General features: G+C 37.2%; 28 protein-coding genes. 9 read left to right on the forward strand and 19 right to left on the reverse strand.

Going from position 1 to position 25,002, the window contains the following annotated elements; genetic code table 11:
* Positions 1 to 5 precede the first annotated feature (5 nt).
* A complete protein-coding gene (locus PSR12_RS22400; RefSeq protein WP_274770586.1) occupies positions 6 to 1,418 on the forward strand; it encodes an erythromycin esterase family protein in 1,413 nt (470 codons plus the stop codon).
* A 49-nt stretch (positions 1,419 to 1,467) separates the two neighbouring features.
* Here the strand turns inward: PSR12_RS22400 and PSR12_RS22405 are convergent, their stop codons facing one another.
* The 3 genes from PSR12_RS22405 to PSR12_RS22415 form a co-directional block, all read right to left on the reverse strand.
* Positions 1,468 to 2,643 (reverse strand): DUF4272 domain-containing protein, encoded by a 1,176-nt coding sequence (locus PSR12_RS22405; RefSeq protein WP_221681709.1) that lies wholly within the window; start codon positions 2,641 to 2,643, stop codon positions 1,468 to 1,470.
* A 1-nt stretch (position 2,644) separates the two neighbouring features.
* Positions 2,645 to 3,802, reverse strand: coding sequence for an SMI1/KNR4 family protein (locus PSR12_RS22410; protein ID WP_274770589.1), 1,158 nt, complete (start codon positions 3,800 to 3,802; stop codon positions 2,645 to 2,647).
* Between the two features lie 184 nt (positions 3,803 to 3,986).
* Positions 3,987 to 4,817 carry a MerR family transcriptional regulator gene (locus tag PSR12_RS22415; RefSeq protein WP_221681713.1) on the reverse strand — a complete coding sequence of 277 codons (831 nt, stop codon included), beginning with the start codon at positions 4,815 to 4,817 and terminating at the stop codon, positions 3,987 to 3,989.
* A gap of 86 nt (positions 4,818 to 4,903) precedes the next feature.
* Here PSR12_RS22415 and PSR12_RS22420 point away from each other — a divergent pair, with 86 nt between their 5' ends.
* The gene (locus tag PSR12_RS22420) at positions 4,904 to 5,371 is read left to right on the forward strand and encodes a GNAT family N-acetyltransferase (RefSeq protein ID WP_257520773.1); all 468 of its coding nucleotides are present in this window, start codon (positions 4,904 to 4,906) and stop codon (positions 5,369 to 5,371) included.
* Complete coding sequence (locus PSR12_RS22425) at positions 5,358 to 6,701, forward strand: MATE family efflux transporter (protein ID WP_221681718.1); 1,344 nt, start codon at positions 5,358 to 5,360, stop codon at positions 6,699 to 6,701. Before PSR12_RS22420 ends, PSR12_RS22425 begins: the two co-directional genes overlap by 14 nt.
* A gap of 42 nt (positions 6,702 to 6,743) precedes the next feature.
* Here PSR12_RS22425 and PSR12_RS22430 read toward each other — a convergent pair whose 3' ends face one another.
* From PSR12_RS22430 to PSR12_RS22440, 3 genes are all read right to left on the reverse strand, one after another.
* Positions 6,744 to 7,775, reverse strand: a complete 1,032-nt coding sequence (locus tag PSR12_RS22430) for a S66 family peptidase (RefSeq protein ID WP_221681719.1) — start codon at positions 7,773 to 7,775, stop codon at positions 6,744 to 6,746.
* Between the two features lie 210 nt (positions 7,776 to 7,985).
* On the reverse strand, positions 7,986 to 8,519 hold the full coding sequence (locus PSR12_RS22435; protein WP_221681721.1) for a GNAT family N-acetyltransferase: 534 nt from the start codon (positions 8,517 to 8,519) through the stop codon (positions 7,986 to 7,988).
* Between the two features lie 65 nt (positions 8,520 to 8,584).
* Complete coding sequence (locus PSR12_RS22440) at positions 8,585 to 9,637, reverse strand: AI-2E family transporter (protein WP_009370575.1); 1,053 nt, start codon at positions 9,635 to 9,637, stop codon at positions 8,585 to 8,587.
* A 422-nt stretch (positions 9,638 to 10,059) separates the two neighbouring features.
* On the opposite strand from PSR12_RS22440, the gene PSR12_RS22445 reads away from it, so the two are divergent.
* On the forward strand, positions 10,060 to 10,449 hold the full coding sequence (locus tag PSR12_RS22445; RefSeq protein ID WP_221681723.1) for a RidA family protein: 390 nt from the start codon (positions 10,060 to 10,062) through the stop codon (positions 10,447 to 10,449).
* Between the two features lie 89 nt (positions 10,450 to 10,538).
* Here PSR12_RS22445 and PSR12_RS22450 read toward each other — a convergent pair whose 3' ends face one another.
* A complete protein-coding gene (locus PSR12_RS22450; RefSeq protein WP_221681725.1) occupies positions 10,539 to 11,120 on the reverse strand; it encodes a TetR/AcrR family transcriptional regulator in 582 nt (193 codons plus the stop codon).
* 248 nt (positions 11,121 to 11,368) lie between these two features.
* Between PSR12_RS22450 and PSR12_RS22455 the strand changes: the two genes are divergently transcribed.
* Positions 11,369 to 12,574, forward strand: coding sequence for an MFS transporter (locus tag PSR12_RS22455; protein WP_221681727.1), 1,206 nt, complete (start codon positions 11,369 to 11,371; stop codon positions 12,572 to 12,574).
* 23 nt (positions 12,575 to 12,597) lie between these two features.
* Positions 12,598 to 13,671 (forward strand): LLM class flavin-dependent oxidoreductase, encoded by a 1,074-nt coding sequence (locus PSR12_RS22460; RefSeq protein ID WP_221681729.1) that lies wholly within the window; start codon positions 12,598 to 12,600, stop codon positions 13,669 to 13,671.
* 224 nt (positions 13,672 to 13,895) lie between these two features.
* Here the strand turns inward: PSR12_RS22460 and PSR12_RS22465 are convergent, their stop codons facing one another.
* The 5 genes from PSR12_RS22465 to PSR12_RS22485 form a co-directional block, all read right to left on the reverse strand.
* A complete protein-coding gene (locus PSR12_RS22465; RefSeq protein WP_221681731.1) occupies positions 13,896 to 14,834 on the reverse strand; it encodes a ring-cleaving dioxygenase in 939 nt (312 codons plus the stop codon).
* 75 nt (positions 14,835 to 14,909) lie between these two features.
* Entirely contained in the window at positions 14,910 to 15,503 is a 594-nt protein-coding gene (locus PSR12_RS22470; protein WP_257520779.1) for an NADPH-dependent FMN reductase, read from the reverse strand.
* 137 nt (positions 15,504 to 15,640) lie between these two features.
* Positions 15,641 to 15,985 carry a YunG family protein gene (locus PSR12_RS22475; protein ID WP_274770595.1) on the reverse strand — a complete coding sequence of 115 codons (345 nt, stop codon included), beginning with the start codon at positions 15,983 to 15,985 and terminating at the stop codon, positions 15,641 to 15,643.
* A gap of 142 nt (positions 15,986 to 16,127) precedes the next feature.
* A complete protein-coding gene (locus PSR12_RS22480) occupies positions 16,128 to 16,532 on the reverse strand; it encodes a GNAT family N-acetyltransferase (protein ID WP_255601483.1) in 405 nt (134 codons plus the stop codon).
* A 9-nt stretch (positions 16,533 to 16,541) separates the two neighbouring features.
* Positions 16,542 to 16,961 carry an Lrp/AsnC family transcriptional regulator gene (locus tag PSR12_RS22485; protein ID WP_257520782.1) on the reverse strand — a complete coding sequence of 140 codons (420 nt, stop codon included), beginning with the start codon at positions 16,959 to 16,961 and terminating at the stop codon, positions 16,542 to 16,544.
* Between the two features lie 110 nt (positions 16,962 to 17,071).
* Between PSR12_RS22485 and PSR12_RS22490 the strand changes: the two genes are divergently transcribed.
* Positions 17,072 to 17,476: a carboxymuconolactone decarboxylase family protein gene (locus PSR12_RS22490; protein ID WP_221681736.1), complete on the forward strand. Its 405-nt coding sequence runs from the start codon at positions 17,072 to 17,074 to the stop codon at positions 17,474 to 17,476.
* A gap of 40 nt (positions 17,477 to 17,516) precedes the next feature.
* On the opposite strand, the gene PSR12_RS22495 is transcribed toward PSR12_RS22490, so the two are convergent.
* Together PSR12_RS22495 and PSR12_RS22500 are read right to left on the reverse strand one after the other, a co-directional pair.
* Positions 17,517 to 17,936 (reverse strand): Rrf2 family transcriptional regulator, encoded by a 420-nt coding sequence (locus PSR12_RS22495; RefSeq protein WP_221681738.1) that lies wholly within the window; start codon positions 17,934 to 17,936, stop codon positions 17,517 to 17,519.
* Between the two features lie 103 nt (positions 17,937 to 18,039).
* Positions 18,040 to 18,558, reverse strand: a complete 519-nt coding sequence (locus PSR12_RS22500; protein WP_221681740.1) for a cupin domain-containing protein — start codon at positions 18,556 to 18,558, stop codon at positions 18,040 to 18,042.
* A 194-nt stretch (positions 18,559 to 18,752) separates the two neighbouring features.
* Between PSR12_RS22500 and PSR12_RS22505 the strand changes: the two genes are divergently transcribed.
* A complete protein-coding gene (locus PSR12_RS22505; RefSeq protein WP_255601489.1) occupies positions 18,753 to 19,076 on the forward strand; it encodes an SMI1/KNR4 family protein in 324 nt (107 codons plus the stop codon).
* Positions 19,077 to 19,162: 86 nt separating this feature from the next.
* Here PSR12_RS22505 and PSR12_RS22510 read toward each other — a convergent pair whose 3' ends face one another.
* The 4 genes from PSR12_RS22510 to PSR12_RS23925 all read right to left on the reverse strand — a co-directional run bounded on the left by PSR12_RS22510 (position 19,163) and on the right by PSR12_RS23925 (position 22,729).
* Positions 19,163 to 20,284 carry a serine hydrolase gene (locus PSR12_RS22510; RefSeq protein WP_103118968.1) on the reverse strand — a complete coding sequence of 374 codons (1,122 nt, stop codon included), beginning with the start codon at positions 20,282 to 20,284 and terminating at the stop codon, positions 19,163 to 19,165.
* A gap of 108 nt (positions 20,285 to 20,392) precedes the next feature.
* Positions 20,393 to 20,836, reverse strand: coding sequence for an SRPBCC family protein (locus tag PSR12_RS22515; RefSeq protein ID WP_221681742.1), 444 nt, complete (start codon positions 20,834 to 20,836; stop codon positions 20,393 to 20,395).
* A 124-nt stretch (positions 20,837 to 20,960) separates the two neighbouring features.
* Positions 20,961 to 22,409 (reverse strand): Msr family ABC-F type ribosomal protection protein, encoded by a 1,449-nt coding sequence (locus tag PSR12_RS22520; RefSeq protein WP_221681744.1) that lies wholly within the window; start codon positions 22,407 to 22,409, stop codon positions 20,961 to 20,963.
* A 275-nt stretch (positions 22,410 to 22,684) separates the two neighbouring features.
* On the reverse strand, positions 22,685 to 22,729 hold the full coding sequence (locus PSR12_RS23925) for an erythromycin resistance leader peptide (protein ID WP_115364072.1): 45 nt from the start codon (positions 22,727 to 22,729) through the stop codon (positions 22,685 to 22,687).
* Between the two features lie 203 nt (positions 22,730 to 22,932).
* On the opposite strand from PSR12_RS23925, the gene PSR12_RS22525 reads away from it, so the two are divergent.
* A complete protein-coding gene (locus tag PSR12_RS22525) occupies positions 22,933 to 23,772 on the forward strand; it encodes a YitT family protein (RefSeq protein ID WP_004231561.1) in 840 nt (279 codons plus the stop codon).
* 339 nt (positions 23,773 to 24,111) lie between these two features.
* Here PSR12_RS22525 and PSR12_RS22530 read toward each other — a convergent pair whose 3' ends face one another.
* Positions 24,112 to 25,002 (reverse strand): D-alanine--D-alanine ligase, encoded by an 891-nt coding sequence (locus tag PSR12_RS22530; protein ID WP_274770601.1) that lies wholly within the window; start codon positions 25,000 to 25,002, stop codon positions 24,112 to 24,114.

Genomic DNA, 25,002 nt, shown 5'->3' on the forward strand with positions numbered 1-25,002 from the left:
AATTAATGAGGAAAGCTAGGAAGCATAAGGTTTTATTAAGTTTTGCACTGGCAAGTTTAATAACAGTAAGTGGAGTAGTAAATGTCTCTGCTGTTGCCCCTGTAAATGAGGAGATTATTGAAAACGTTTCTGCCGTCAAACAAGCTAGGACTTCTAATGAAACATTACTTGATTGGAAAAAATGGGCGAATGACCATGCATATAGCCTGTCATCCATCCAGCCTGAAACGTTTAATGGACTAAAAATTCCCGCTAACAAATTTGAGGATTTAGAGATGCTAAAACCTTTATTACATGATAAACGTATTGTCTTTTTAGGGGAAAGCTCTCATGGAGTGGCACAATTCAATCTAGCAAAAACACGTTTAATACAATTTTTACATCAAGATATGGGCTATAATGTCCTTGCCTTTGAAAGTGGTATGGGCAATGTAATGAACGCTCAAGGACAAATTGATAAACAAGCAGCTCTACAAACAATGAAGGATGCCATTTTCGGCGTTTGGTGGACAAAAGAAACTTTGCCTCTGTTTGACTATGCAAAATTGACTCAAGCAACAGAGCAACCTCTTGTACTTACTGGCTTCGATATTCAACAGCAAGGGGCATTTACGAACGGAGATTGGCTGCATAACCCCAAGTTGGCTCAGCAATTCAATGAAGCTGAGAAGGAACTTGCTGAATGGAGCTCGGGAAAAGATTTGAAGGGCTATCAAAAAGTAAAAGCTACTATAATTGATGTGTATAAACAGGTAAAATCACAAATACAAATCAAAGAAAAAGAGCTACAGGCAGCTTATCCAAAAGAGCCTCATATTGTAAAACTAATGGATCGCACTCTAGCAGATCGCATTCGACTAGCAGACGAATATATAGAGTTAACAATTCAGTCCAATATCGACATTGAAAAAAATAATATAGAATCATTTTTGCAAACTATGGAATGGCGAGATCAAGCGATGATGGAGAACTTACTTTGGTTAGCTGAAGAGGTGTACCCAACAGAAAAGTTTATTGTATGGGCTCATAACGATCATATTCGTAAAGCACAATCGGATGTAATGGGGTCTCCTTACCCAGTTAAATTAATGGGGGAACGTTTACCTGATATCTATAAGAAATATAGCTATGTAATAGGTCTATACATGACTAGTGGAGAGACAGCAAATAATATGGGAGAACCTATGCCTGTCTTACCTCCTGTCAAAGGATCTATTGAAGATATTCTGTCTTCAACAAATAAACCTTACACATTCATCGATTTACGCAATCGTCAAAATGAACGAGGCAACTCATGGATGTTTGAACCACGCTTATCCTATAGTTGGGGAATGATACAGGAAAGTCTTGTTCCGCGCGACCAATACGATGGTCTACTTTTAATAGACCAGGTGAATAAACCAACTTATATCAAATAATCTCTCTTATTAAACAATAGCAAACTAGATTTCCTAGTTTGCTATTGTTTTAAGTATCCATCGATATAGTATCCCATTCTTCGCCTTGATATCCAATCATCCAAAATAAGCCTCTACGTCTTTCCATCACAACACTTTCATTTAATGCTAAAGGAGCTTCTTGTCCATTGATGCGACTATCTACACAAGCCCAATGTAATCTGTAAATTTTATCCGCCTCATCTACTATTTCTTCCTTACTGTGCGGTACAGTTTGATCATAAAATTGCTCAAATGTCTCGCAACGAGAAACTACTTGAATTGCATATTCACAATCACATACATCGTCAGGGAAATTTAGCTCTTCCACAAGCCCCAATGCCCAAATAAGTGTCCAATAGGCTTCATATTGCCATGATATATTGACTGCTTCTTGAGCGCCAGGATGCTGAGCCTCAAGAAAGCATTTTTCATGCTCCGTTAAAAATTCATGCACCTCATATGTGCGTAGCATATTGGTAAAGAACTCTCTAGACTCCTCAATATCACCCTTCTGTGCTACATCACAAGCGAATTGAATAACAATCAACAGGGCAACCGCTCTTCTTGCAATATCCTCTTGGCTTTTAAATTGAAGATTTTCTACTGGTGGTAGCTGAGGAAGCGATGACGCATAAGGTATGTCCTTATCTGTTAAAAAAGCTATCGTTCTATTTTTTCGTGCCTCTCCCTGTGCTGATGTGACCTCTTGTGCATGTATCTTTCTTGTGCAAGCATGTGGTTGAAAATCAGATGGACCTGATTCTCCATTAGGATAAACAATAACCATACCGTTCTGATCCAGCAAAGTACCATCTGCTAGGAAACCAATCCCCCCTATGCTTGCTAGTAATTTTATAAATTGCTGCATATGGTCTTCTGTCATCTCTTTGTTCATTTCGATTGCAACGACAGTATTGAGCACTGATATTTGAATCATTATGCGTTCTTTTAGCTGTTCATCTTTAAATGGAATTTTATCGTAAAAGCCCATCATCCCAGGTATATTTTTTACAAAATAATCAGGGTGCGTATCTTCAGTTAAAATATTTATAGAGCATCTATATTTATTAAATAAACCTCTTGATTTTAATAAATATTCGTTATCATCTTTTTCAATAATAAAGCTTTTTGCCAATACATCGGATAGTTTATCCTGAATATCATCTGTATCATTTTTGGAAGCAAATATCGTAAAATGGTTCAATCTACTCTCCCCTTAGTCGCATATAGCATTTTAATAACCAATTTTCCAAACAACTAAGCGCTTGGTTAAACAGCTGTTTGTTTTTCCGTAGCACCTCATGTTCAACCCAATATGCCAGCAAAGGGCGCCATTTTTCTTCGTCTATCATAGTTGTTGGTGTGATTCCCCGCTGCATCATCTGACAAATAGCTCGGATGGATGTTAGCCTCTCTACTTCGTTGCCATTTAACCACTCGTATAACGTCTCTGCACTTGGCTGTGACTCAGCCAAAAGTGTATCCCACCCATCAATAGGAAACGTGACATAGGATCTCAGCCAGTCCGGTACGTCACTCTGTCCTTGCCAAAGTTCTCTCGCCCAATTTCCCGCCTCACTCGGACATATCTTGACTAATATTTCACTCCACGCCTTTTGTTCTAATTGAGATTGAGCTCGCTCTAACTTATGTCGAAGTGCCTGATACACCTGTACTCCATCAAAATGCAAAAATGCCTCCTGTACGCTTGTTTTTTTCACACCATGCATGGAAACATAATGAAGTAAAGATTCTAAGCTGGATTGAGCCTGCTGTAAATTAGAGCTTAAATATTGTTCTAGCCAAGTTAGCCATACTTGTGAACTAGCCAATTCAATATCCAATCCATTTTCACTACAAAATTGACGATGTTGTCCGCAGTCTACTCCAATACAGCCTAAAGCCGTCATATTATCAACGTACGAATGAAAGCTAGCAGCAAGCAAATCAAGCTCATCTTCTTCATGGCTCCAATACCAAACTGTTTCATCGTCAAGCTTAAGCAGAAGAGCATCTCCATTACCTGCCGTAAAAAATTGTAAATATTGCTGTTCATACGATTCATCATTCTCTCCAAAGTAAGGAAAGTCTAAAGCTTTTAGGCTCCAGCCAAACTCACCAGAAGGCGTATCTAGCAGTTCAATGGGAAGTATCGCCTCATCTGGTAATGACCAATAAATACTTACTTGCTTTGAGCAATTTTGCAACAGTTGACGAAACCCATTAGGGATTTGTACTCCAAGTCTTTCCTCAACCTGCTGTAACTCTTGCTCGGTAGCGACTGGCCGCATTTCAATCGGATGTACACAAGCTCCCTGCTGCTTCAATCGCTCTACTAAATGATTCCAACGCTCAATCCACATTGTCTCTAACCTCCATATAAGGCTCATGTGATGTCATACTTCTTATTTATCGTCAGGAAATCATTTACTGATTAGGCTAACTTTAAACAGAATGACAAAATGCTATTATTTTACTGCCATCTAAACCTTCGTATATGATAAATGACTCAGCTAAATTCATTCCTTTCTATTACGTCTTAATGAATTATTTTACTTTCTTTACTTCCATCATAATTTTGGTTACATACTCTTCTTCTCGATTTTTCATTACGGCATCATAAATGTATTCCTCGTATACATACTGACCTAGCTCATAACCCTTTTCATGCATGACATTAAATAGCCGTGTGTATGTCTCACCAAGCTTTGAGGAGGGGCCTACATGATAACCAATCACAAATTCACCCTCTATCGCCTTAAAATAAGGATGCCCTTCTCTTGGATTTGGTTGCTCAATATACAGATAACTATAGTTGTCGTAATTTCCAGCTAACACTTGCTCTCTTCTTGTTATCCCTCCAATGGGATACCCCGTATCTAATTGAGAGCGATCCAATTCCTCAATAAAGTCAGATACAGCCTTCACAAACTGCTCTTCTGTAGAATTCTCAATATTTTTACTCAAATATAATGTATCTTCAGGAAAATACTCAATCGTGATGTCCTTAAAGTTTAGATGCAGTGCTTCCTCTGTCATTTTGATTTTGACGTCAATAATATTCTCAATCATTTCTAGTTCTCTACGTTTCTTCGCAACATGCTCTTTTTGTTGGTGCATCAATTCTAAAAAATTTTCAGGTGATTTCTCTGCCATATAATGCTGAATATCCTTTAAGGACATCCCCACTGCCTTTAATAATTCAATAACACCGAAAAAATCATATTGAGCAAGTGAATAATATCTATAATCCTTACTATCCTTCATGATGGGAGATAATAAACCAATTTGATCATAATAAATAAGTGTCTGTTTATTCACCTTACATAATTTAGCAAATTCACCAGTTGTAAAGTACTTTACACTTTTATTAAGCATTTTTTGAGTTCCCTCCCTTGACTATATAGTTACTATATACTTTAGATTGTACCTATTCAAAATAAAAATAGAAAGGTTTTGACATTATGTTCACGGAGATTCGTGACATTACAGCTTTTAACAAGAAAGAAATTTTAGCATTACGCATCGCTGACAATCAGCAACATTTTATTGAATCTACAGACCAATGCTTAGCAGAGGCGGAAATGGATCGACGCTTTACGCCTTTAGGTCTGTATAAAGATAACACCGCTATAGGCTTCGCTATGTACGGCTTATTCCCTCATGATGATTACAGTCAACGAGTATGGCTTGATCGCTATCTAATTGCAGAACAATACCAAGGACAAGGTTTGGGAAAACATTTTTTACAGCAACTTATTCAATATTTAACAGTAAAGTTCAACTGTCTTCAGATATATTTAAGTGTTTATGACAATAACGCTGTAGCTATCCAGCTGTATAGACAATTCGGTTTTATATTTAATGGTGAGCTAGATGATAAAGGCGAAAAAGTAATGGTTTTGGAGGTGCATGGTTATGACAACCATTAATCCAATTGAAACAAAGCCACTGAAACCATTATTTTTATCATACTTATTCCCTGCAATGATCGGGATGCTTTTAATGTCCGTCAATATATTGGTAGATGGCATTTTCGTTAGTCATGGCGTGGGACCTACAGCTTTAGCTGGAGTTAATATAGCTGTTCCTATTTTCTCTATTTTGCTTTCTATTTCTCTATGGATTGGCATGGGAGGAGCTACTCTTTTCTCCATTTCTCTTGGGGAGAGCAATAAGCAACGTGCTCATCAACTATTTACACTGTCGTTCTCTACAATGCTAGTGGTTGTCATCACGATAATTGGATTCCTCGCGTTAAATCTAAAGGATATTTCTTATATATTTGGGGCAAGCGATGATACGTATCCTTTTGTACAGGAGTATTTACATGTAATTTTGCTCTTTGGGGTGTTTTACACAATTGAAAATCTTTTAAGTATTTTTATTCGAAATGATGGCAATCCAAAGTTAGCTATGTTGGGCTTAATTACAACGTCGGTTTTGAATATAGTCTTAAATTATGTTTTCATCTTCGTACTAGACTATGGTGTGACTGGCTGTGCCTTAGCGACAGCAATAGCTACAATTATAGGAACATCCGTGCTATGTCTTCATTTTTTCCGTCCTCAATCTGAGTTAAAATTTGTCACTTCATTTTTAAATCTATCAGATTTTAAAAAAATTTTTGCTATAGGTTTACCTAGCTTTATCGTTGAAGCTTCCGTTGCAGTTATCGTTATTTTGTATAACGTTACATTTTTACATTATTCAGGTGCGAATGGCGTTACTGCCTATGCAATGGTCAATTACATCCATACTGTCTTGCTGACTATTTTCCTTGGCGTCGGTATGGCTCTACAACCGTTAGTTAGCTATCACCACGGGGCAAGATTATTAGAAAGATTAACAGCTTTATTAAAAATCGGTTTAGCTACCGCATTTATTTTAGGATTAACCACAGCTCTTATAGCTCTTCTTTTCCCTTCTCAATTAATGGCGTTATTCGGAGATAGCTCATTTGAAATTCGTAGTATGGCAGCACAGGGCTTTGTGCATTTCGCCATTGGCTATGTATTTTTAGGGATCAACATGGTGTTCGCAGAATTCTTTCAATCCATTGAAAAAATCCGTATTGCCACGACAATTATGTTACTACGTAGTATTATTTTATTTATCCCTACTCTCATCATACTACCCAAGGTACTTGGCTCGCAGGCTATTTGGTGGACCTTCCCAGTAGCAGAAGGAATTACAACCTTTCTTATTTACTTGTTCATTAGGAAAAATCCAAGAACCCTTTCATCTCCTGACCATGCTTAAATAAGAGGGGACCTCATCAAGGTCCCCTTTTAATATGTTTGCCTAAGAAAATTGCATTTTTAGCGTACCTCTTCCTTCTTCTACGATTACTTCCCCAACCGCTCCATTCACTAGAATTAATTGAGGGGGCACATGTCCAATATCTACTTCATAGAAAACTGGTATTTCCATCTCGTCAAAAATATCTCGTAATGCATCCATCAATGTAAAGTCCCCTAGATTTTCATATAGTCCTGCTCGCCCGATTAGAACACCATTACATTTATTAAACCAACCATTATACTTTAATTGCCACAAAGCTCGGTAGATTTTTGCTGCATCCATACCAACACTTTCTAAATACCATATTGTTCCTTCCTCAGAGCAATATTCATTAATAAAGGATTGAACGTAATCGAAGGGCGTACCTATAAGAATTTGCAATGTATTTAAACAGCCACCTATCAACCTACCTGTCATACGATTACTACGCTCTTGGTTTAGAACTTTCCACTCGGTTTCACTGTCAAAATAAAATCCTGTAGCAGGATTTTTATAGACTTGCTGCCAGCTCGATTGAAAATAGTGAGAAGAGCTTTGAGTTATTGAATGACCAGACTTACATGTAATTACGTCTATCCATTTAGAAGAAAGTTCATCCCATTGAGGTGCAGATAATTCAGTAAAATTCACACCATGTGCGGATGCGTACCCCGTCATGGTTGTGTATACAAAAGATAAAGTACTAATATCTGAATACCCTAATATCCATTTGGGTCCCGCTTTTTTTAATTCGTCCCAATCGATTAGAGGTAATAACTCCATTAAAAAACTGCCTCCCCACGGTGGCATGACGACATCTATACGCTCATCTAATAAATAGTCCATAAGTTCAGATACTCGCTTTTCTTTTGTTGTACTTCTACCTTTAAGCTGCGTCCAGGTAGTATTTCCAATAATAACTTTCATGCCTCTTTGTATTAATTGTTTTTCAGCTTCTGTTATTAATAGATGAAGATGCTGTTCGACTCCACTAGAGGGTGCTGTCACACCAACCGTAAGAGGCGTTTTTAAAGTAGGATATTGTATTTTCATTTACCATCTCTCCTTTATGCCTGCAAAAAATAATTGTTTTACAACAACAAAGACGATTTTGGGTCTCTTAATTAGTTTTGCTGCATCAGATTTAGAATGCATTTTAACTTTCAACACTATTTTTTCCCTTCATACAGACAAAGAAATTTTTACCAATTATACTTGTATTCAGAAAAAAAACCAACACAAAAATCTGTGCTGGTTAAATTTCTACTTTTTAATTTTCATATACTCATCACGCAACAAACTCATAATGATTTCATCAGAAAATGTATTATTCATAAACAAGGCCTGTCTCAAAACACCTTCTTTTTTAAAGCCGACCTTTTCATAGGATTTAATTGCTCTACTATTGTGTGAATATACCTGTAATTCTAAGCGATTCAGATTTAGCTCCTCAAATGTAAATCTTTGAGCAAGCCTAACTGCTTCTGAACCCATACCTCTGCCACAATTCTCTATATTATGTAAAGCTATACGGAACACTGCCTTTTTATTATCTAAATCAACTTCCATAATCGCCAAATCGCCCATTACCTGATCATTATCAACTAAACAAATAGCAAAATCATAGCGAGAAGAATCTGCTTTAAAGCGTTTGATCGCCTCTTTGATTTGTTCCTTTGTTAAAATGCTCCGTGTTCCTGTCATATACATGATTTCTTCATTTTGAAAACATCTTATAATACTATCACTATCATCTTCACGTATTTCTCTTAAATAGACCTGTTGACCTTTTATCAATATAAACACCTCTTGTGCATTAAATAAGGAATCATCATGTATATAGATGATTCCTTTGTTTGGAACTATTCCATTTGTTTTTCAGTGTGTACCTTCACCGATTTCTTCGCAGGGTCTTCCGAGGAGTTTACACCTAGAATATCAAGCAGGAACATAAATAGTGGAATACCTATGATTAGTCCCCATACACCCAGGAAATGCTCAGAAAAGAGAATGACCATAAACGTATAGAAAATCGGTAAATCTGTTTTGGCAGACATAAGCTTTGGATTTAAGAAGTAAGCTTCAATGGCATGTAAAACCATGACAATAACTAAAATATAGACGATGTACATCAAGCCACCGATGCTATATGCGATAATACTTAATGGTATTAATGAGATGATAACGCCTGCGACTGGAACTAAGCCTAAAATAAAGAGCATAATCCCAAGGGCAATCAAATGTGGGAAGCCCATAATAGAAAGGGCAATGACGGATAACACACAGTTAACAGCAGCAATAATAAATTGTGCTTCAATTACTTTACCAAATGAGCGGATGAATATTCTTGAGAAATAATGAAGCTCATCGTAAAGCGGCCCAATTTTACTATCCTTAAACTTAGCTGTAAACTCAATAATACGATTCTTTTCTAACAAGATGAATAAACTCAAAATTAGAGAAATCAATATTTGCATAATGATTTTACCAATATTCGTAATATTTTTAAGAGTTAAATCCACACCTTGCTCTAAATATTTCCCGAGCTCTATCTTCTCAAAAGTCGGTGCTAAGTATCTCGCAATCTCATTGTCATCTGGATCGAGATTAAAACTTGCAATGAGGTCGAAAAGCTGTGTGATCTGCTGGGTCACAATCGGTAAATATTTGTAAATAACAGCTACAATACCCGCAACAAGTAAAAGGTATAATGTTACCGTCACAGCTTTTTCATTCATCGGCGCATATTTTCTTATGCTTTTCGTTGTCTTCGTAGTAAGCTGGTTCATCAAATAAGTAATAATAAACGTAAGTAAAATTAGATTGATCATACTACGCATTAAATATAATGCAAGAGCAATCCCAACTAGAATAATAAAACGCTTAAATCCATTACTCCGAAAGAAATTATTCATTTATTCACTCCTTCTACAAAACGGCCTCGCTGCCTCTGCTACCTAGGGCTACACTATAAAATTGATTTATAACAATACGCATCATTCTTATGTAAAAATTTCCCTCTCATTTAATGAGTATAGCCATCTACCTTCAAAATAAGACGAAATGTATGTTTCTTTTAGAAGTGTCTGTATAAAACCTAAGGCGGGGTTGAAGTGAATTGTATGTCTTGTCAAATTAAAAAGTCGATACTCTTATCCTTTGTGAAAGCTTTACCAGCGTATTAGCCAAAATTCTATAAATCTATTATAACCCTTTAAACCTGCATATCCAATTTGTATGTTCTTTTATAATGGTATTTGTATAGAACTTTTATCAACTATTACTTTATGCTATTTTGTTTAGAGATATAAATTAAACAGAGACAAGGACTGATTCTATGAAAATAGCGAGAAACCCTCAGAACATTCATCCACCCGTTGCTCCTTATGTACATCAAATTGAGGTGACAGGACCTCAGAGATGGTTAACATTATCTGGACAAATCGGCATGTTAACTGATGGATCTATACCTGAAGATGCGATAGCTCAATTGAAGATAGCACTTGAAAATATTAAAAGAAATCTAGATAGTGCCGATATGGAGGTTCAAGATATTACAAAGCTCGTCTTTTATTTAGTGGGGGATATGGATGCTATTCAACGAAAGGAAATTATCAGTGACTTCTTGGGGAAACATCTTCCATGCACAACATTAATGTATGTCGTTGCACTCGCTACGCCAGATTTAAAGGTTGAGATTGACGCATGGGCTTGTAAGGAATTATAAATTCATCCTATGTTTTATAAACTAAATTTGTGCATTTTTTTCTTATTTTTTCAATACCCCTTTAGCACTGCTAAAGGGGTATTGCCTTATTATTTAAGTAATGTCAGCGTCGTTGCAATGGCGTTATCAACAAACGAGCGTTGTGGCTGCGATTTCAGCATAACTGTTAACCCTATTAACGCAACAATTAATGCTTGCGCTAAAGACTTTGCATCCGTGTTAGCCTCTAATTCTCCTGATTGAATTCCCCGTTCAATTGTCTCCTGAAAAATTACTGATAGATAGAGTTGATGCTCTCTCGTCAAAATCTCAAACTTCTCATCATGTGGAGCTAATTCAACCATTGTATTGATACAAAAACAGCCATTACTAAGATCTTTTGTATATTCAGCAGTAATCACATCTTCAAAAAATATAGAAAACGCCTGTTTTACAGAGGCATTGCTTTGAAGTTTAGTCCGTATTTCGGATGCGCGAGATGTCGTATATCTACGAAGTGCCGCTTCAAATAGCTCCTTTTTATCCCCAAACGTTGAATAAATACTAGGACGCTGAATCCCCATTCTAGCAGTAAGATCACTTAAAGAAGTCGCTTCATATCCCTTCTCCCAAAATAATTGCATTGCTGCCTCTAACACTTTTGCCTCATCAAATTCCCGAGTTCTTGCCATTATAGATACACCCCATTAGGAAGAAATAGTAAGTTAATCATTAAATTTTTACGATACTAAACAGTATGTAATTATTTTATATCTGGCTTTTTTTATTGTCAATTTCATTTCATCAACCGAATTAAAAAGAAAATATATACCAAATAAATATTGACAAATCCAATGTAGTTAAGATATATTTACCAATAATTATTTTGTACCGAACGGTATGTTATAATTACAACTCAATTAGAAAGGGAGGTTACAGTGTGAACAATGCAAATGATGATGCAATTCATATAAATCAATCATCTTCTATATCCCGAGCTGTAACATTATTATTCGCTACAGCCTGCGGAATGTCTGTCGCCAATATTTATTTTGCTCAGCCGCTGCTAGATGAATTATCGAATGATTTTGCTATTGATCAATCAATTATTGGTTTGATTATTACTGTCACACAAATTTTCTATGGGCTAGGCTTACTTCTTCTAGTTCCACTTGGAGATTTACTAAACCAACGCCGCTTGATTATTGGACAAATGCTATTGTCCTCTGTTGCTTTGCTTCTAGTCGGTACTGCCTCCTATGTTGTAGTGCTATTTGCGGGTATGGCCTTAGTTGGTCTACTTGCAGTCGTGACTCAAACCCTTGTTGCGTTCGCTGCAACTATGGCTTCCTCTACAGAACGTGGTCGTGTCGTAGGCATTGTTACAAGTGGCATTGTCATTGGCATACTACTTGCTCGTACCTTTGCTGGGTTAGTAACAGATCTTGCAGGGTGGCGTTCTGTCTATCTAGCCTCCGCCGCTTTCATGCTTCTAATGGTTGGTATGTTTATAAAAGTTTTACCAGGGGGCGGGCGTGAAGTAAAATCACTCACCTATTCTCAGCTAATTCAATCCGTGTTCACGCTGTTTATTCAAGAGCGAACATTACGTATCCGCTCTATTCTAGCCATGCTAATTTTCGCTGATTTTAGTATTTTGTGGACGCCCCTTGTTCTACCACTTAGTTCACCACCATTGGCTCTATCACACACTGTAATTGGCGCTTTTGGTCTTGTAGGTGTGGCAGGGGCATTAGCTGCTGCACAAGCGGGCAAACTTGCTGACCAAGGCTATGGACAAAGAACGACAGGTATTGCTTTAACGCTTTTACTTATCTCCTGGATATTTATTAATTATTTAGATAAGTCATTCTTGGCATTAATTATTGGCATTGTGTTACTTGACTTGGCAGTACAGGCAGTACATGTCACGAACCAGACGATGATTCTCCCATTACGTATAGAAGCACGAAGTCGACTGACCGCAGGCTATATGGTGTTCTATTCTATTGGTAGTGCTAGCGGTTCAATCGCTTCAACTCAGATGTATGCACATTTTGGTTGGGGAGGGGTTTGCTTACTCGGAGCCTCTATTAGTACGGTTGCTCTTCTTTTTTGGGCAATAACCAAACGATTTACTAAATAAAATTAGACTTGGAGAGATAACAAATGGAAATAGGAATTACTTCTTTCGTAGAAACAAAACCAGATGTTCACAGTGGTGAAGTAATTAGTCATGCACAGCGTTTACGTGAAGTAGTAGAAGAAATTATTCTTGCAGATCAAGTAGGATTGGATGTCTTTGGCATTGGTGAGCATCATCGAGCAGACTATGCTGCATCTTCGCCAGCAATGGTGCTATCTGCTGCTGCTTCTCAAACAAAAAACATTCGACTCACAAGTGCTGTAACTGTCCTTTCTTCGGCAGATCCTGTGCGTGTCTTTCAGGATTTTGCCACATTGGATGGACTATCAAATGGACGTGCAGAGATCATGGCAGGTCGTGGTTCCTTTATCGAATCCTTCCCCTTATTTGGCTACGATTTACATGATTATGATGAACTTTTTGAGGAACATTTAGACTTACTACTTAGCATTCGGCAGTCTGAGAAAGTAAATTGGGAAGGGAGACATCGACCAGCAATCAATCATTTAGGTGTGTATCCTAGACCAGTTCAAAAGAATCTCCCAATCTGGGTAGCTAGTGGAGGAAATCAACAATCTGCAGTTCGCGCTGGGCTTTTAGGTTTACCTCTAATGTTAGCAATTATCGGCGGCAGCCCAATGCAATTTGCCCCGATTGTTCAGTTATATAAAAAGGCAGCACTTCATGCAGGTCATGATTTATCAAAACTTCAGGTAGGTACTCATTCAATAGGTTTTGTTGGACCCAGTAGTGAATGGGCAGCGGACACATTTTTCCCATCAACAATGGCTGGTATGAATAAATTAGGCAAGGAAAGAGGCTGGCCCTATTATGACCGTTCTAGTTATGATGCTGCACGAAGCTTTGAAGGAGCACTTTATGTCGGTGATCCAGATACTGTTGCTAAAAAAATTATTCACCTATGCAAGCACGTAGGAATTACACGATTTATGCTGTACGTGCCTTTAAGTACCATGCCACATGATCAAGTAATGCAAGCTATCGAACTACTAGGTAAAGAGGTTGCTCCTCGTGTACGTGAAGAAGTGGCTAAATGGGAGGCAGAAATGGAACAAGAAGCACATCCGCTTCTTTAAAGTCTTTTGTGTGTAAAAGCGAAGTAAATTTGTATTATTTAGATGGTATTGATAATAAAAAAAGCGAAAATGTTATTAACTCAACATTTTCGCTTGATTAAATTCTATTCGTACAAGTTCGCTATCTGTAACAGGCAAGGAGCAGCTGTTTCATTTATCTGCTCTACAAGTTTCTCACTCTGAATTACTTTTAGGATTAATCGAAATAAAGCGACTTCCTCCCTTTAATCCAGTTCACGTACATTAATAGGAATTAATGTTCTTTCCAATTGTTCACGATGCTGCTCATACTGAGGTGGTAACATTAATTGGCTACCCATAGTCTCTGGTGTCTCGTCATGAGCAAATCCAGGAGGATCTGTAGCGATTTCAAATAAAATTTCACCAGGTTCACGGAAATAAATCGCATTAAAATAATTACGATCTTTTACTTCTGTTACATGTTGTCCATGATTCATCACATACTCTTGCCATTCTAAATGATCTGTATTATCTTGAGCTCTCCACGCAATATGATGCACTGTTCCTACACCCATTTGGCCACGTTGACCTGCAACTGTTTTTAAATCCACTGTATTGCCGATCTCTGCACTAGAAGTAAAACGCGTATAGTCACCTTCTGTCCCAACCATTTCAAGACCCATTACTTCTGTTAAAACTTTTGCAGTTTCTTCAGGGTGACTTGAGAATAATGTAGCTCCACCAAATCCTTTGATAGCAACCTCAGGTGTTACTTCACCAAATGACCATTCGTTGAGCCCGCCTTCCGCACGTGCCACGATTTCAATATGCAAACCATGTGGATCATCAAATTGAATGACTTGCTCACCAAAACGTTCAGCTTTTTGGAAAGGAATCGAGTATTTCGCTAAGCGATTAACCCAAAATGGCAGTGCTCCTTCTGGTACAACATACGTTGTAACGCCAACCTGACCATCACCAATACGTCCATGATAAGTATTAGCCCAAGGGAAGAAGGTAATGATTGTTCCTGGTTTCCCACCTTTGTCACCGAAATATAAATGATATGTGCCCGGATCATCAAAGTTTACTGTTTGTTTTACTAAACGTAAGCCTAATACTCCCGCATAAAAATCAATATTCTCTTGCGGATGTCCTACGATCGCTGTGATATGGTGTATACCTGCTGTATGTTTTTTCATGTTAACAAGCCCTTTCATGACTATATTTCTCACCTATACTATGCTCTATTTATACCTACCTCAATCTGTAAAAGCTTAGCGAATTGTATACAACGCTTTAGACCATGGGATCAATTGATCTAACATTTGGTTTACTGAATCTATTTGTACTTCTTTTGGTTTAAATTCTGTGCCATTTTCAAAATCTGTGAATAATGATAGTGCTGGATGAACACGCACATCTGCGATTAAAAGCTCACCCATAATCCCACGTAAATGTTCTGCTGCACGAGCACCGCCAACAGAACCATAAGATACGATTCCAGCTGCTTTGTTATTCCATTCAACACGTAAGTAGTCTAGTGCATTTTTTAATGCCCCTGTAATAGAGTGATTGTATTCTTGTACGATGAATACAAAACCATCTTGTTTAGCAATAATTTCTGACCAACCTTGTGCTCCTGAAGCATCCTGTCCTGGCTCACCTAATAATGGTAATTTATAATCAGCAATATCAATCACTGTATAATTGGCATCTCCACGTTGATCTGCAATTTCCTTTACCCACTGTGCTACTTGAGGGCTTACACGCCCCTCACGAGTTGATCCAATAATAATACCAATATTTAATTCTGCCATTGTTTGTTCCTCCTCTTTTTTTGTATTAAAAAATTTATTAAAAAACCCCATAATTATACCTCCTGACGAAGCTAAAGGTTCGAATTCATTTATCTTGAATTTATTTATCTTGAATTCGAGATAATAATAACACGATATTTTTATACACGTCAACAACTTTGTTTTGAAAATTAAAAAGGCAGAGATAATTAATTCTCTGCCTTCCCTAAAAGCTGATAAACTTGTGTTTTTAGATAACGATATTGAATATCATTAGTATCTTGAAAAGCCTCTACCCTATTTGAATCAATATCTTGGTAGTCGATTAGGTATGGAAATTGTTCCTCGGAGAAATCCTTTCTTTCTCCATAAATAATATTATAAAAGTGCCAGCCTTCCTCAAGAAATGTCTTCCTAATTTCTCCGCCAAGAATATCCTGCACAACTAATGAAGTGACGCCACATTGTCCTTTTGCAGGGTTGTCCACACTCCATTTAGAACTTGATTGAATGGACCATGATTTTCTTAAGGCATTTAATACGTCTTTTTCCATGCTATAACTCCTCTCAAATACTTTAAAATGGGACTTCATCTATTTTTATTGGTCTCGACTTCCCTACTACCCAATCATCTTTAATGGCACCATAGACAATACTATCTGTCACGGTACCATCGCCATTTTCCCAAGCATTTCTTCAATACCCTTCCTTCACAAAGCCAGCTTTACTAAAGCATTTTCGCATTCCTATATTATCAACTCTTGTGTAGCCTTCAATACGAATTTTCTTTCTTTCGGCAAACAGATATTCTTGTAGCCAATGAAGTGCTTTGACACCATATCCTTTGCCTCGATAATTTGCATCTAAACGGAGATCAAAAAGGGGGATCGTATCGTCTATATCATGAATAAAGATAACGCCAACTTTTTCTCCATCTTCAAGTATCCAATGTGTTTCACGATTGTTCTGATAGTATCCCTCTGCATATGCGGTGCGAACAGCCTCTTCTTTTATGTATGGATTGGTGTGATACAACCATTTATTTTGTGTCAATAAATGAACTAAATCATTAATTTCTTCTTCAAATAATTTGATTTCCATACATATCTTCTATACGTCCTCACATATATCTGAAAAAATAAAATTAGTTTTTGTATGCGCATATGGTTGTAATGCATCAATAAACTGCTCTACATCAGGAAAAGATTGAAAATGCCCCTTTAATAAAAAACATGATTCACCTGAAATGCGATAACAGAAGTCTATATTTGTATAAACTTTCAGATGTTCTTTAAAGTCTGCATAGCGGTTATTTTTGATTGTCGCTTCAACAATAGCGTCAATTGGATAACCCAATGCTTTTTTATTAATAGCCAACGTATATCTCTTAATGACCTTCTGTTCCTCTAATTGTCTTATTCTTTCACGAACTGCTGGTGCAGATAAGTGAACCCTTCTTCCTAGCTCGCTCATAGAAATTCGACTATCTTCTTTTAATTCTTTAAGTATCATTTCGTTAATGAAATCCATTTTGTAAATACCCCTTCTTTTTGAAGGAAAACAATCATATTTCCCTTCGAATTGATATATTAACTTCGTTATGAACATTTTACACTAATTAATAGAAGGAGGAATGATTAATGACACTTATTCAATTATATGACAAGGGCTTAACACCCTTTCAACAATTATTAGGCTACAACAAGGGAATTCAGCTGCACTGGCAGCAGTTGGGGGAGGTACTCGAAAAAGACGGGCATCTATCCGCTTCATTAAAAGAAGAGGTTCGAAAAACTTTAGCTCAAAAAAATGGCTGTCAGTATTGTCAGGCTAAAGGGAAGCCCAATCCTCAGCACTATGATGAGAAAACAGCAGTATGTACAGGTTTTGCAGAAGCATTCTTGTCTGCTAAGGGGCACACCGCCCCCAATGTCACGGCTGTATTAAAAGAATATTTAACAGAAGCGGAGATTAGTGAGCTACTAGCATTTATCTGCTTCACAACAGCACAGCAATATTTTGGCGCACTCATGCAATTAAAATAATAAGGAGCTAGGGGCGAAACCCTAGTTCCTATTCCAGCTGCTATCCTTTTAATTCCATTTTATTAGCTATATCTATTATAAATTTCTTACTAAGCTCTTCTTTCATATTATTCTCAGCATCTACCATCACTTGCTCAATGAGACAGCCTTGATGATGGAAGGAATCTTCGTGATCAGAAGAGCAACTAAATAATGAGGTTTGTCCTTCAATCGCATAAATAACCTCTAAAAACGAAATTTCTTGGGAGCGCTTAGAAATGCGGTAACCACCGTTAACACCTGGATTCGACTCAATTAAACCTGCTTTCACTAGCTTTGTTAATATTTTCGATAGATAGGTTGGAGATAATTTTTGTATTTCTGCTAAAGACTCTACACTCATTGATTTCCCTTTAGGATTGCGTGTTAAAAACACCATTGTATGTAAAGCATAGTTTGTTGCTTTTGAATACTTCATCATTCATCACCCTTCATTCAGGACCTTTATTATCTGCAATTAAAACACATTCTATCATAATTCAAGAAAAAAGCATGTTTTGTATGAAAACACGCTTTTATGATCCCTAGTCATGCTGTCCATAACCCGCAAGAGCTTCAGCCTTTGTTACATGTACAGTCCCAAATGGATGATTTGGTGGCGCATAAATCGTGTAAAGCTTCAGGGGTTTATCCCCTGTATTCGTAATATTATGCCATGTTCCTGCTGGTACCATAATAGCCGTATCTTCTGCGACATGTCTCTGATAGTTTAAATAATCTCTAGTTGGCCCCATTTGAGTTAATCCATGCCCCTCCTCAATACAAATGAATTGGTCCACATGTGGGTGTACTTCTAAACCAATATCTTCTCCGACATTAAGACTCATCACCGTTACTTGTAAGTTTGACCCTGTCCACAATGCTGTACGATAATTATTATTGCGCTTTGTAGCCTCTTCAATGTCGATAACAAATGGTGTTGGTCCAAAATCATTCTGGACATTACTTCTTGGCTCTCGTTCTGCCTGATTTGGGTAGGCCCAATAAACAGGTTGATAACCGTAATGATACGATTGATAATTACCGTAATAAGGGTGGTACATTTATCTCAATCCTCTCATACATGATAACGCTATAGTATGCAGTTGAATGAAAGAAGGTACTCACATGTAGTGTGACTTAATTGAGTAATCTTTATATATAGACTGGAGGTAGATACAGTGTATGCTAGATTAACAGAAAAACTTGCAGGCACTCCTGCAATTAAATGGTTTTCTGGACACGTTGTTAAACATGAATGGATTGTAGAAGTGAAGCAGAGTTAGGATTTGAATTACCACCATCCTATTGCTGGTGGTTAAAAAATTATGGCAATGGGCAGCTGACTGGTGGATCTATTCTCTCAATCGGTCCACCAGCATACAGAGACATCAATGATCATGATATTCTCTATATACATCGTCTTAACTTGGCTGACGAGGAGTGGTGTAAACAATTTCCGAATAGATTGGATTTATTTATTCCAGACTCTGACGAATTGTACTTCTTTGATCGTTCGTCTAAAGATGAACACGGCGAATTTCCAGTTATGTGCTATGACTTAATGAATGACATGATCTAAGAATATGCCTCTTCTTTCTCAGAATTTCTTGAAAAACTGATTGATGAGCGTAGTCAATAGTATGAGTTGCCTTATCTATGGGCAACTCACAACTCGGAAAATTCCTCTTTCAAACGCTTACGAAATTTATCATCTGTAAGAAATTTCAATTGAAAACTATTCATACTATTGGAGAGCTTAATCTGCTCCATTGTATTTAAGTTGTTAGCGAAAAAGGCTATCTCTGTTTGATTTCCATCTTTATCTTCCGCATAGGCTGCTAGTGTTAATACAAATGCCGTCGATCCTCCCTTTTGACCTGCATGTTTTAACCATGCTTGATTTCTAGGATTCTGCATCAATTGCTCCAACACGGGATCTAAATATTTATGTACTTCTGCGCTAAAGAAATTTTTACCATTCAATTTTTCTAAAATAGAGATGTAATCACTTGTTGTGGCCCTTATTAAACGATCAGACCATATCTTTTGAAAATCCATATTGAGCATTTTTTGAGCTTTTGTTTTCTCCTCAATTGTTAAAGGATGTTCTATCCAATTCGAATGAATAGCCAATGCACGCTCTCGATATTCAACCATATCCATTTTTCGCAAAGCAGTTAATGTTGCTTTTTTCGTTAAATTTTTTTCCTCCATCAAGTGAATGGGAATATAAAGTGCACTTACAATTGGATACAAAGGTTCATGATCCTCTACATTTAACTGTGTAAGCACATCATTAATTATTTGAAAGTCTAATACATGCATTAAATATTCCGTATTTGCATTGGAGCTATAGGCAATCATGCCATTTGCTACTTCACTTAAAGGTACACTATCTGCACCCTGAAGGTTTAACTGCGCCAACCATGCTTTATGTGCGCCACCATCTGTTTTAGGAATGTAAAATGCCTCTAACTCCTTTAGATTTACTTGCTCTTTAGGATTAATACGGCCATCAGCTGCTTGTTGCGCATAGGCGATGGCTACGATTATTTTAACCGTACTTGCTAACGGTAGCTGTTCCTTGGTGTTTAGCTCCACCCAATGTTGTTGATTATATTGAATGGCTACGGAAATATTTTTATCCTCTTTATGTTCCTTGATAAATTGCACGATATATTCAGGATCGTTCTTCTTGATTTCTTTTTGAAACTTCCAAAAAATAATGCTACATACAAAACCTATACAAACCAAAACACCGCCAATCATCCAATACAACTTTTTCATATTCATCCCTCCCTCACTCAGCTGCTTCTAACAATCATTGCTGTAATACTGTAGACGACTGGTTATTTAATCGTAATGCTATTTCGATCGTTGACATACTTCTCCTCCTTAATGAACTAGAGAAGCTCGTAAATTGCTAACCCCATTTTCTAAATATCCTTTGAGGCACGTTAATGTATAGACCCAACCCTCTTTTTGGCCCATCATTTTTGTCACAATTTCTGGGTCATGTGCATTTAACCCTGATTCTACAACAGTAATAATTGTTTCACTTTGTGATTCTTCAAAAGTGATGGTAACCATCGTCACTTCACCATGCTCTTCTCCCCAAACAAACACAATTTTTCTATTCACCTCCATTTCAAGCACGGTGATCACACCCTCTGCACGATATTCCTCATATTTAAGCGTAATTCTTTTACCTTCTCCCCATCTTTCAGAACTGCTAGAAAACCAATAATGCCCGATTTCAGTAGGGGAAATAATGGCTTCAAATACTTTATGGGCTGGTTGATTGATTTTTAGTTTCGTCGTCACATCCGTATTTATCATCGTTCATCATCCTTTTTCATATTATCTATCTACACCTTCGCCGAAATTTTCCATTAACCTTCCTTCCTAATAAAAATTCACTAAAAAAGGTGCGATTCTCCTAAGAGAATCACACCTTTTCCACTTAAAATATCTTTTTATTATGAACAGTAAACTGAATATCTGCTACATTGTCGATAAAATTTTTATCATGTGTGACAAAGATTATTGTTCCCTCATAAGCAGCTATAAATTGTTCAAGGGCTTCAAGGGCTTGAATATCTAAGAAATTAGTTGGTTCATCCAACAGCAGAATATTATAATTTCCTAAAAACAGCTGACAAAGCTGAAGACGTATGGCCTCACCACCACTAAGTGTGGTAATTTTCTTTTGTAGATCAGTGCCAGCAAACTGCATGGAATGAAGTACGCTTCGTAATAAACTTTCATCATATTCAGAGCGATTCTTTAAAAATTGTAGCACTGTTTCCTCATCAGCAAACTGGTAGCCCATCTGATGAAAATAACCTATTTTAGCCTTTGGAGAAATAGTTATTCCCTCACCATTATTGGCTATATGTTTTAGTAATGTACTTTTACCACTACCATTGTTACCCGTAAGCGCAATTTTTTTACTTAACGGGATTTGGAAACTGACCTCGTGTAATAGCACCTTATCTTGAGCATATAAAGTGAATCGATCTGCCATAATGGGATACTTATTATGCAATGCCAACGCTTTTGATTGCCGAAAAACAATTTTTCTTTCTTCCTGCACCGCTTCTACTTTTTGAAGCTTCCCTATCCGATGTTCGATAGCTTTTGCTGCACGCTGTACGGCTTTTTGACTTGTGCCTTTGGACTTTGTCATAAACATACGATTAGGTTTAGCGTTAGCCTCTCTTTTAGACAGATTGCCTGCCTGAGCAATTTTTTCAGCTTTTTTCATTTTTTCATCTACAGCTTTTTCAAGTCGGTTCTTTTCTTTCAAATATTGGTCATGAGCCTGATTTTGTTGATCTTGCTCTAATTGCTTTTGCATGACATAATCGCTGTAATTGCCTGAGTAGATCGTTACCTTACCACCATCTACCTCCCATATCGTTGTAACCAGCTCATCTAGTACAGCACGATCATGGCTGATGAGCACGAGTGCCCCATAATAATAACGTAATTCATCTAATAAAAAGGAGATTCCGAGTTGATCCAAATGTGTTGTCGGCTCATCAATAAGCAAAGCTTCCTCATAAGAAGTAAATAATTGTGCTAGCTTTAATCTTGTTTGCTCTCCACCACTTAATCCTTCAGAATACTTAGGTACTGCTAATTTCCCTAATAACTGTGGATCTGCCTCTATTAACGTTGGTGCCTCCATCTGTTCAAAATATCCGAAATGAACATGTCTTTTCAATTTCCCACTTACCGGTTGTTGCTTGCCAGCAAGTAACTTCATCAACGTACTTTTACCTGCACCATTTTTACCAACGATACCTATCCGGTCAAATTGATGCACAGCTAATTTTTCAATATTTAAAAGTTCTTTATCTAAATAAGTAACGACTACATTTTCTAACTCAAAGCAAACCTTTTCCATATTGCTACCTCCCGAAATTGATCATTCCGTATCGATAGCGATGGTATCGATACGAGCTTTTAATCAAAGCTCGTATCAAAAGAATAATAGACTATACATTTCACTTTCCTCCCTACATTCAATAAAAAAACACAGACAATTTGCCTGTGAGGTAAAGTAAAAGAGATTTATTGTAAGACAAGCGTCTCTTTTTCTCATGATTATGAAGATGATTAAAAAAGGACAGACTATCCCATTTACTCTGGTGTCACAAAATAGAGTTTGGCCCTATTCAGTTATTGGTTCAATATTGGGAAACGTAGTCTCATAGCATGTGTCATTTTTTAATAACCCTCCTAGCGGTGTTACAACTATTATAAATTCTGGCTATAATATGTCAAGTTTCCAAAGTTCTCTCTAAAGACACACTTATTACTGTCGATATATCACAAATGAACATTCCAAAAAGTATATCATTTGGTGAAAACCTGATATAGTATGGAATTTAAGAAAAAATAAAATTTGATTTGGTGGTGTTATGTGAATGAAGAAATACGTTATCGATATTTTAATGATTATGCTTGGATCACTGCTTTTTGCCCTAGCAGTTAACTTATTTGTTATTCCAAATGATTTAGGTGAAGGTGGCGTAACAGGCTTAACGATTATTGCTTATTATCTGTTCGGATGGTCGCCAAGTATTGTCAGCTTTGCTATGAATGCAGCTTTACTTATCGTTGGTTATAAATTTTTAAATAGACAAACAACAATTTATACAATCATTGCGGTCTCATTCCACTCTTTATTTTTACATTTAACAGAAACATGGTCTATTTCTTCAGATGAGATTATCGTCAATACAATTTTTGGTGGCGTATTTGCAGGAGTCGGTATTGGCTTGATTATCAGAGTTGGTGGTACAACAGCAGGTTCTACAATTTTAGCGAGAATCACTAACAAATATCTTGGATGGAGTATTAGCTATGGACTTTTATTCTTCGATTTAATTGTTGCTTTTTCATCTTATTTTATCATTGGTGCGGAGGCATTAATGCTAACAATTGTTATGCTGTATGTTGGTACAAAGGTAATGGAGTTTGTTATTGAAGGGGTTAACCCTAAAAAGGCAGTTACCATTATCTCTAAAAAACCTGAAGACATTGCTGGACAGGTTACTGCTTATATGAATCGTGGGGTAACTGTTCTATCAGGTCATGGTTATTATACAAAGGAACAAAAGGAAATCCTGTATATTGTTATTAGTAAGCAAGAAGTTGTAAAGCTTAAAAAAATTGTCAAAGAAGTAGACAAGGACGCCTTTATTGCCATTCATGATGTAAGGGACGTTTTCGGAGAAGGCTTTATTGAATTAGCAAAATCATAAAACAGTCAAAACACCTTTTGTAGGTAACAACAAAAGGTGTTTTATGTTGTTGAAAAAAGATTCATGTCACTAGCAGAAAAAAGATCTTTTGGCAAAGCGAGGGGGATTTCCGTTACGCCAGCGTCCTTTCCAGGGGGCGTCCGATGAGCCGCTTAAACCCCTAGGAGTGACGCTGGCTCCATTCCAATCAACCATGTGCAAAAGTGTCTTTTCCTTATCTTTCATCCTAAGTAACGATCTAAGGACTCATTAGCAGTAGCTTGCAACGGATATCCATTTTCACCTTTCACAAAAATTCTATTGGTGGTTTTATTTTTCTATTTACCTATTTCTATCCATCTATAAAGAGCTTTCGATAATGCTGTCTAATAGTGCTGAATAGCTGATCCCCGCAGCAAGGGCACTTTTTGGTAGGAGGCTATTTTGCGTCATGCCAGGCAATGTATTAACCTCTAACACATAAGGAACGCCATCCTTAATTAACATATCTACTCTTGCATAGACAGTGCATCTTAGAGCCTTGTAACTAATCATCGCAGCCTTTGCCACTCGGTCATGAATTGCAAGTGGTAGTTCCACAGGTTCCTCTACTGTAGAAGCATCATCATATTTTGCCTGATAGTCAAAAAATACTGCTGTATGTTTGATTGACAGGACTGGCAATAGCTGTTCATTGAGTATTGGACATGTAATTTCGTCACCCATCAAATACTGCTCAATAATGATTTCGTTATCCCACTTAAATACCTCTGTAATCGCAGCCAATAAGGCACTCCGATCATGGACAATTTGGACACCCACACTAGAACCACCAGCATTTGGCTTAACTACAAGTGGATAACCTATAAGCTCTATATCCTGTAAGGGCAACTCCTCTCCCTTTATGAGATGCACCCAATCTGGAGTTGCGACACCTTCATATCGAAGGATTTTTTTAGCCATATTTTTATCCATGCACAAACTACTTGCTAGAAGACCGCTTCCTGTATAAGGAATACCTAACGTTTCTAGTACCCCCTGAATCGTACCATCTTCCCCAAACTTACCGTGAAGTGCTAACAAAGCCACATCAATATCACCCACCTTGTCAATTACCTCTTTGTTGTCATCTAATGTGATGGCCACAACTTCGTATTTTTGCTTATCTAATTGAGCGACCATTTCCTTACCTGTCATGATGGAAACCTGCTTTTCAGAGGAAGTACCACCCATAATTACGCCAACCTTCAT

Origin of the sequence: Lysinibacillus sp. G01H, assembly GCF_028872195.1 — a bacterium.
Classification (GTDB): Bacteria; Bacillota; Bacilli; order Bacillales_A; family Planococcaceae; genus Lysinibacillus; species Lysinibacillus capsici.

What these genes read in the sequence shown, in the direction of transcription:
- PSR12_RS22400 (WP_274770586.1), top strand. Translation starts at nt 6, where the DNA reads ATGAGGAAAGCTAGGAAGCATAAGGTTTTATTAAGTTTTGCACTGGCA.
- PSR12_RS22410 (WP_274770589.1), bottom strand. Translation starts at nt 3,802, where the DNA reads ATGTGGATTGAGCGTTGGAATCATTTAGTAGAGCGATTGAAGCAGCAG.
- PSR12_RS22415 (WP_221681713.1), bottom strand. Translation starts at nt 4,817, where the DNA reads ATGCTTAATAAAAGTGTAAAGTACTTTACAACTGGTGAATTTGCTAAA.
- PSR12_RS22420 (WP_257520773.1), top strand. Translation starts at nt 4,904, where the DNA reads ATGTTCACGGAGATTCGTGACATTACAGCTTTTAACAAGAAAGAAATT.
- PSR12_RS22425 (WP_221681718.1), top strand. Translation starts at nt 5,358, where the DNA reads ATGACAACCATTAATCCAATTGAAACAAAGCCACTGAAACCATTATTT.
- PSR12_RS22430 (WP_221681719.1), bottom strand. Translation starts at nt 7,775, where the DNA reads ATGAAAATACAATATCCTACTTTAAAAACGCCTCTTACGGTTGGTGTG.
- PSR12_RS22440 (WP_009370575.1), bottom strand. Translation starts at nt 9,637, where the DNA reads ATGAATAATTTCTTTCGGAGTAATGGATTTAAGCGTTTTATTATTCTA.
- PSR12_RS22445 (WP_221681723.1), top strand. Translation starts at nt 10,060, where the DNA reads ATGAAAATAGCGAGAAACCCTCAGAACATTCATCCACCCGTTGCTCCT.
- PSR12_RS22450 (WP_221681725.1), bottom strand. Translation starts at nt 11,120, where the DNA reads ATGGCAAGAACTCGGGAATTTGATGAGGCAAAAGTGTTAGAGGCAGCA.
- PSR12_RS22460 (WP_221681729.1), top strand. Translation starts at nt 12,598, where the DNA reads ATGGAAATAGGAATTACTTCTTTCGTAGAAACAAAACCAGATGTTCAC.
- PSR12_RS22465 (WP_221681731.1), bottom strand. Translation starts at nt 14,834, where the DNA reads ATGAAAAAACATACAGCAGGTATACACCATATCACAGCGATCGTAGGA.
- PSR12_RS22470 (WP_257520779.1), bottom strand. Translation starts at nt 15,503, where the DNA reads ATGGGGTTTTTTAATAAATTTTTTAATACAAAAAAAGAGGAGGAACAA.
- PSR12_RS22475 (WP_274770595.1), bottom strand. Translation starts at nt 15,985, where the DNA reads ATGGAAAAAGACGTATTAAATGCCTTAAGAAAATCATGGTCCATTCAA.
- PSR12_RS22480 (WP_255601483.1), bottom strand. Translation starts at nt 16,532, where the DNA reads ATGGAAATCAAATTATTTGAAGAAGAAATTAATGATTTAGTTCATTTA.
- PSR12_RS22485 (WP_257520782.1), bottom strand. Translation starts at nt 16,961, where the DNA reads ATGGATTTCATTAACGAAATGATACTTAAAGAATTAAAAGAAGATAGT.
- PSR12_RS22490 (WP_221681736.1), top strand. Translation starts at nt 17,072, where the DNA reads ATGACACTTATTCAATTATATGACAAGGGCTTAACACCCTTTCAACAA.
- PSR12_RS22495 (WP_221681738.1), bottom strand. Translation starts at nt 17,936, where the DNA reads ATGATGAAGTATTCAAAAGCAACAAACTATGCTTTACATACAATGGTG.
- PSR12_RS22500 (WP_221681740.1), bottom strand. Translation starts at nt 18,558, where the DNA reads ATGTACCACCCTTATTACGGTAATTATCAATCGTATCATTACGGTTAT.
- PSR12_RS22505 (WP_255601489.1), top strand. Translation starts at nt 18,753, where the DNA reads ATGGATTGTAGAAGTGAAGCAGAGTTAGGATTTGAATTACCACCATCC.
- PSR12_RS22510 (WP_103118968.1), bottom strand. Translation starts at nt 20,284, where the DNA reads ATGAAAAAGTTGTATTGGATGATTGGCGGTGTTTTGGTTTGTATAGGT.
- PSR12_RS22515 (WP_221681742.1), bottom strand. Translation starts at nt 20,836, where the DNA reads ATGATAAATACGGATGTGACGACGAAACTAAAAATCAATCAACCAGCC.
- PSR12_RS22520 (WP_221681744.1), bottom strand. Translation starts at nt 22,409, where the DNA reads ATGGAAAAGGTTTGCTTTGAGTTAGAAAATGTAGTCGTTACTTATTTA.
- PSR12_RS22525 (WP_004231561.1), top strand. Translation starts at nt 22,933, where the DNA reads ATGAAGAAATACGTTATCGATATTTTAATGATTATGCTTGGATCACTG.
- PSR12_RS22530 (WP_274770601.1), bottom strand. Translation starts at nt 25,002, where the DNA reads ATGAAGGTTGGCGTAATTATGGGTGGTACTTCCTCTGAAAAGCAGGTT.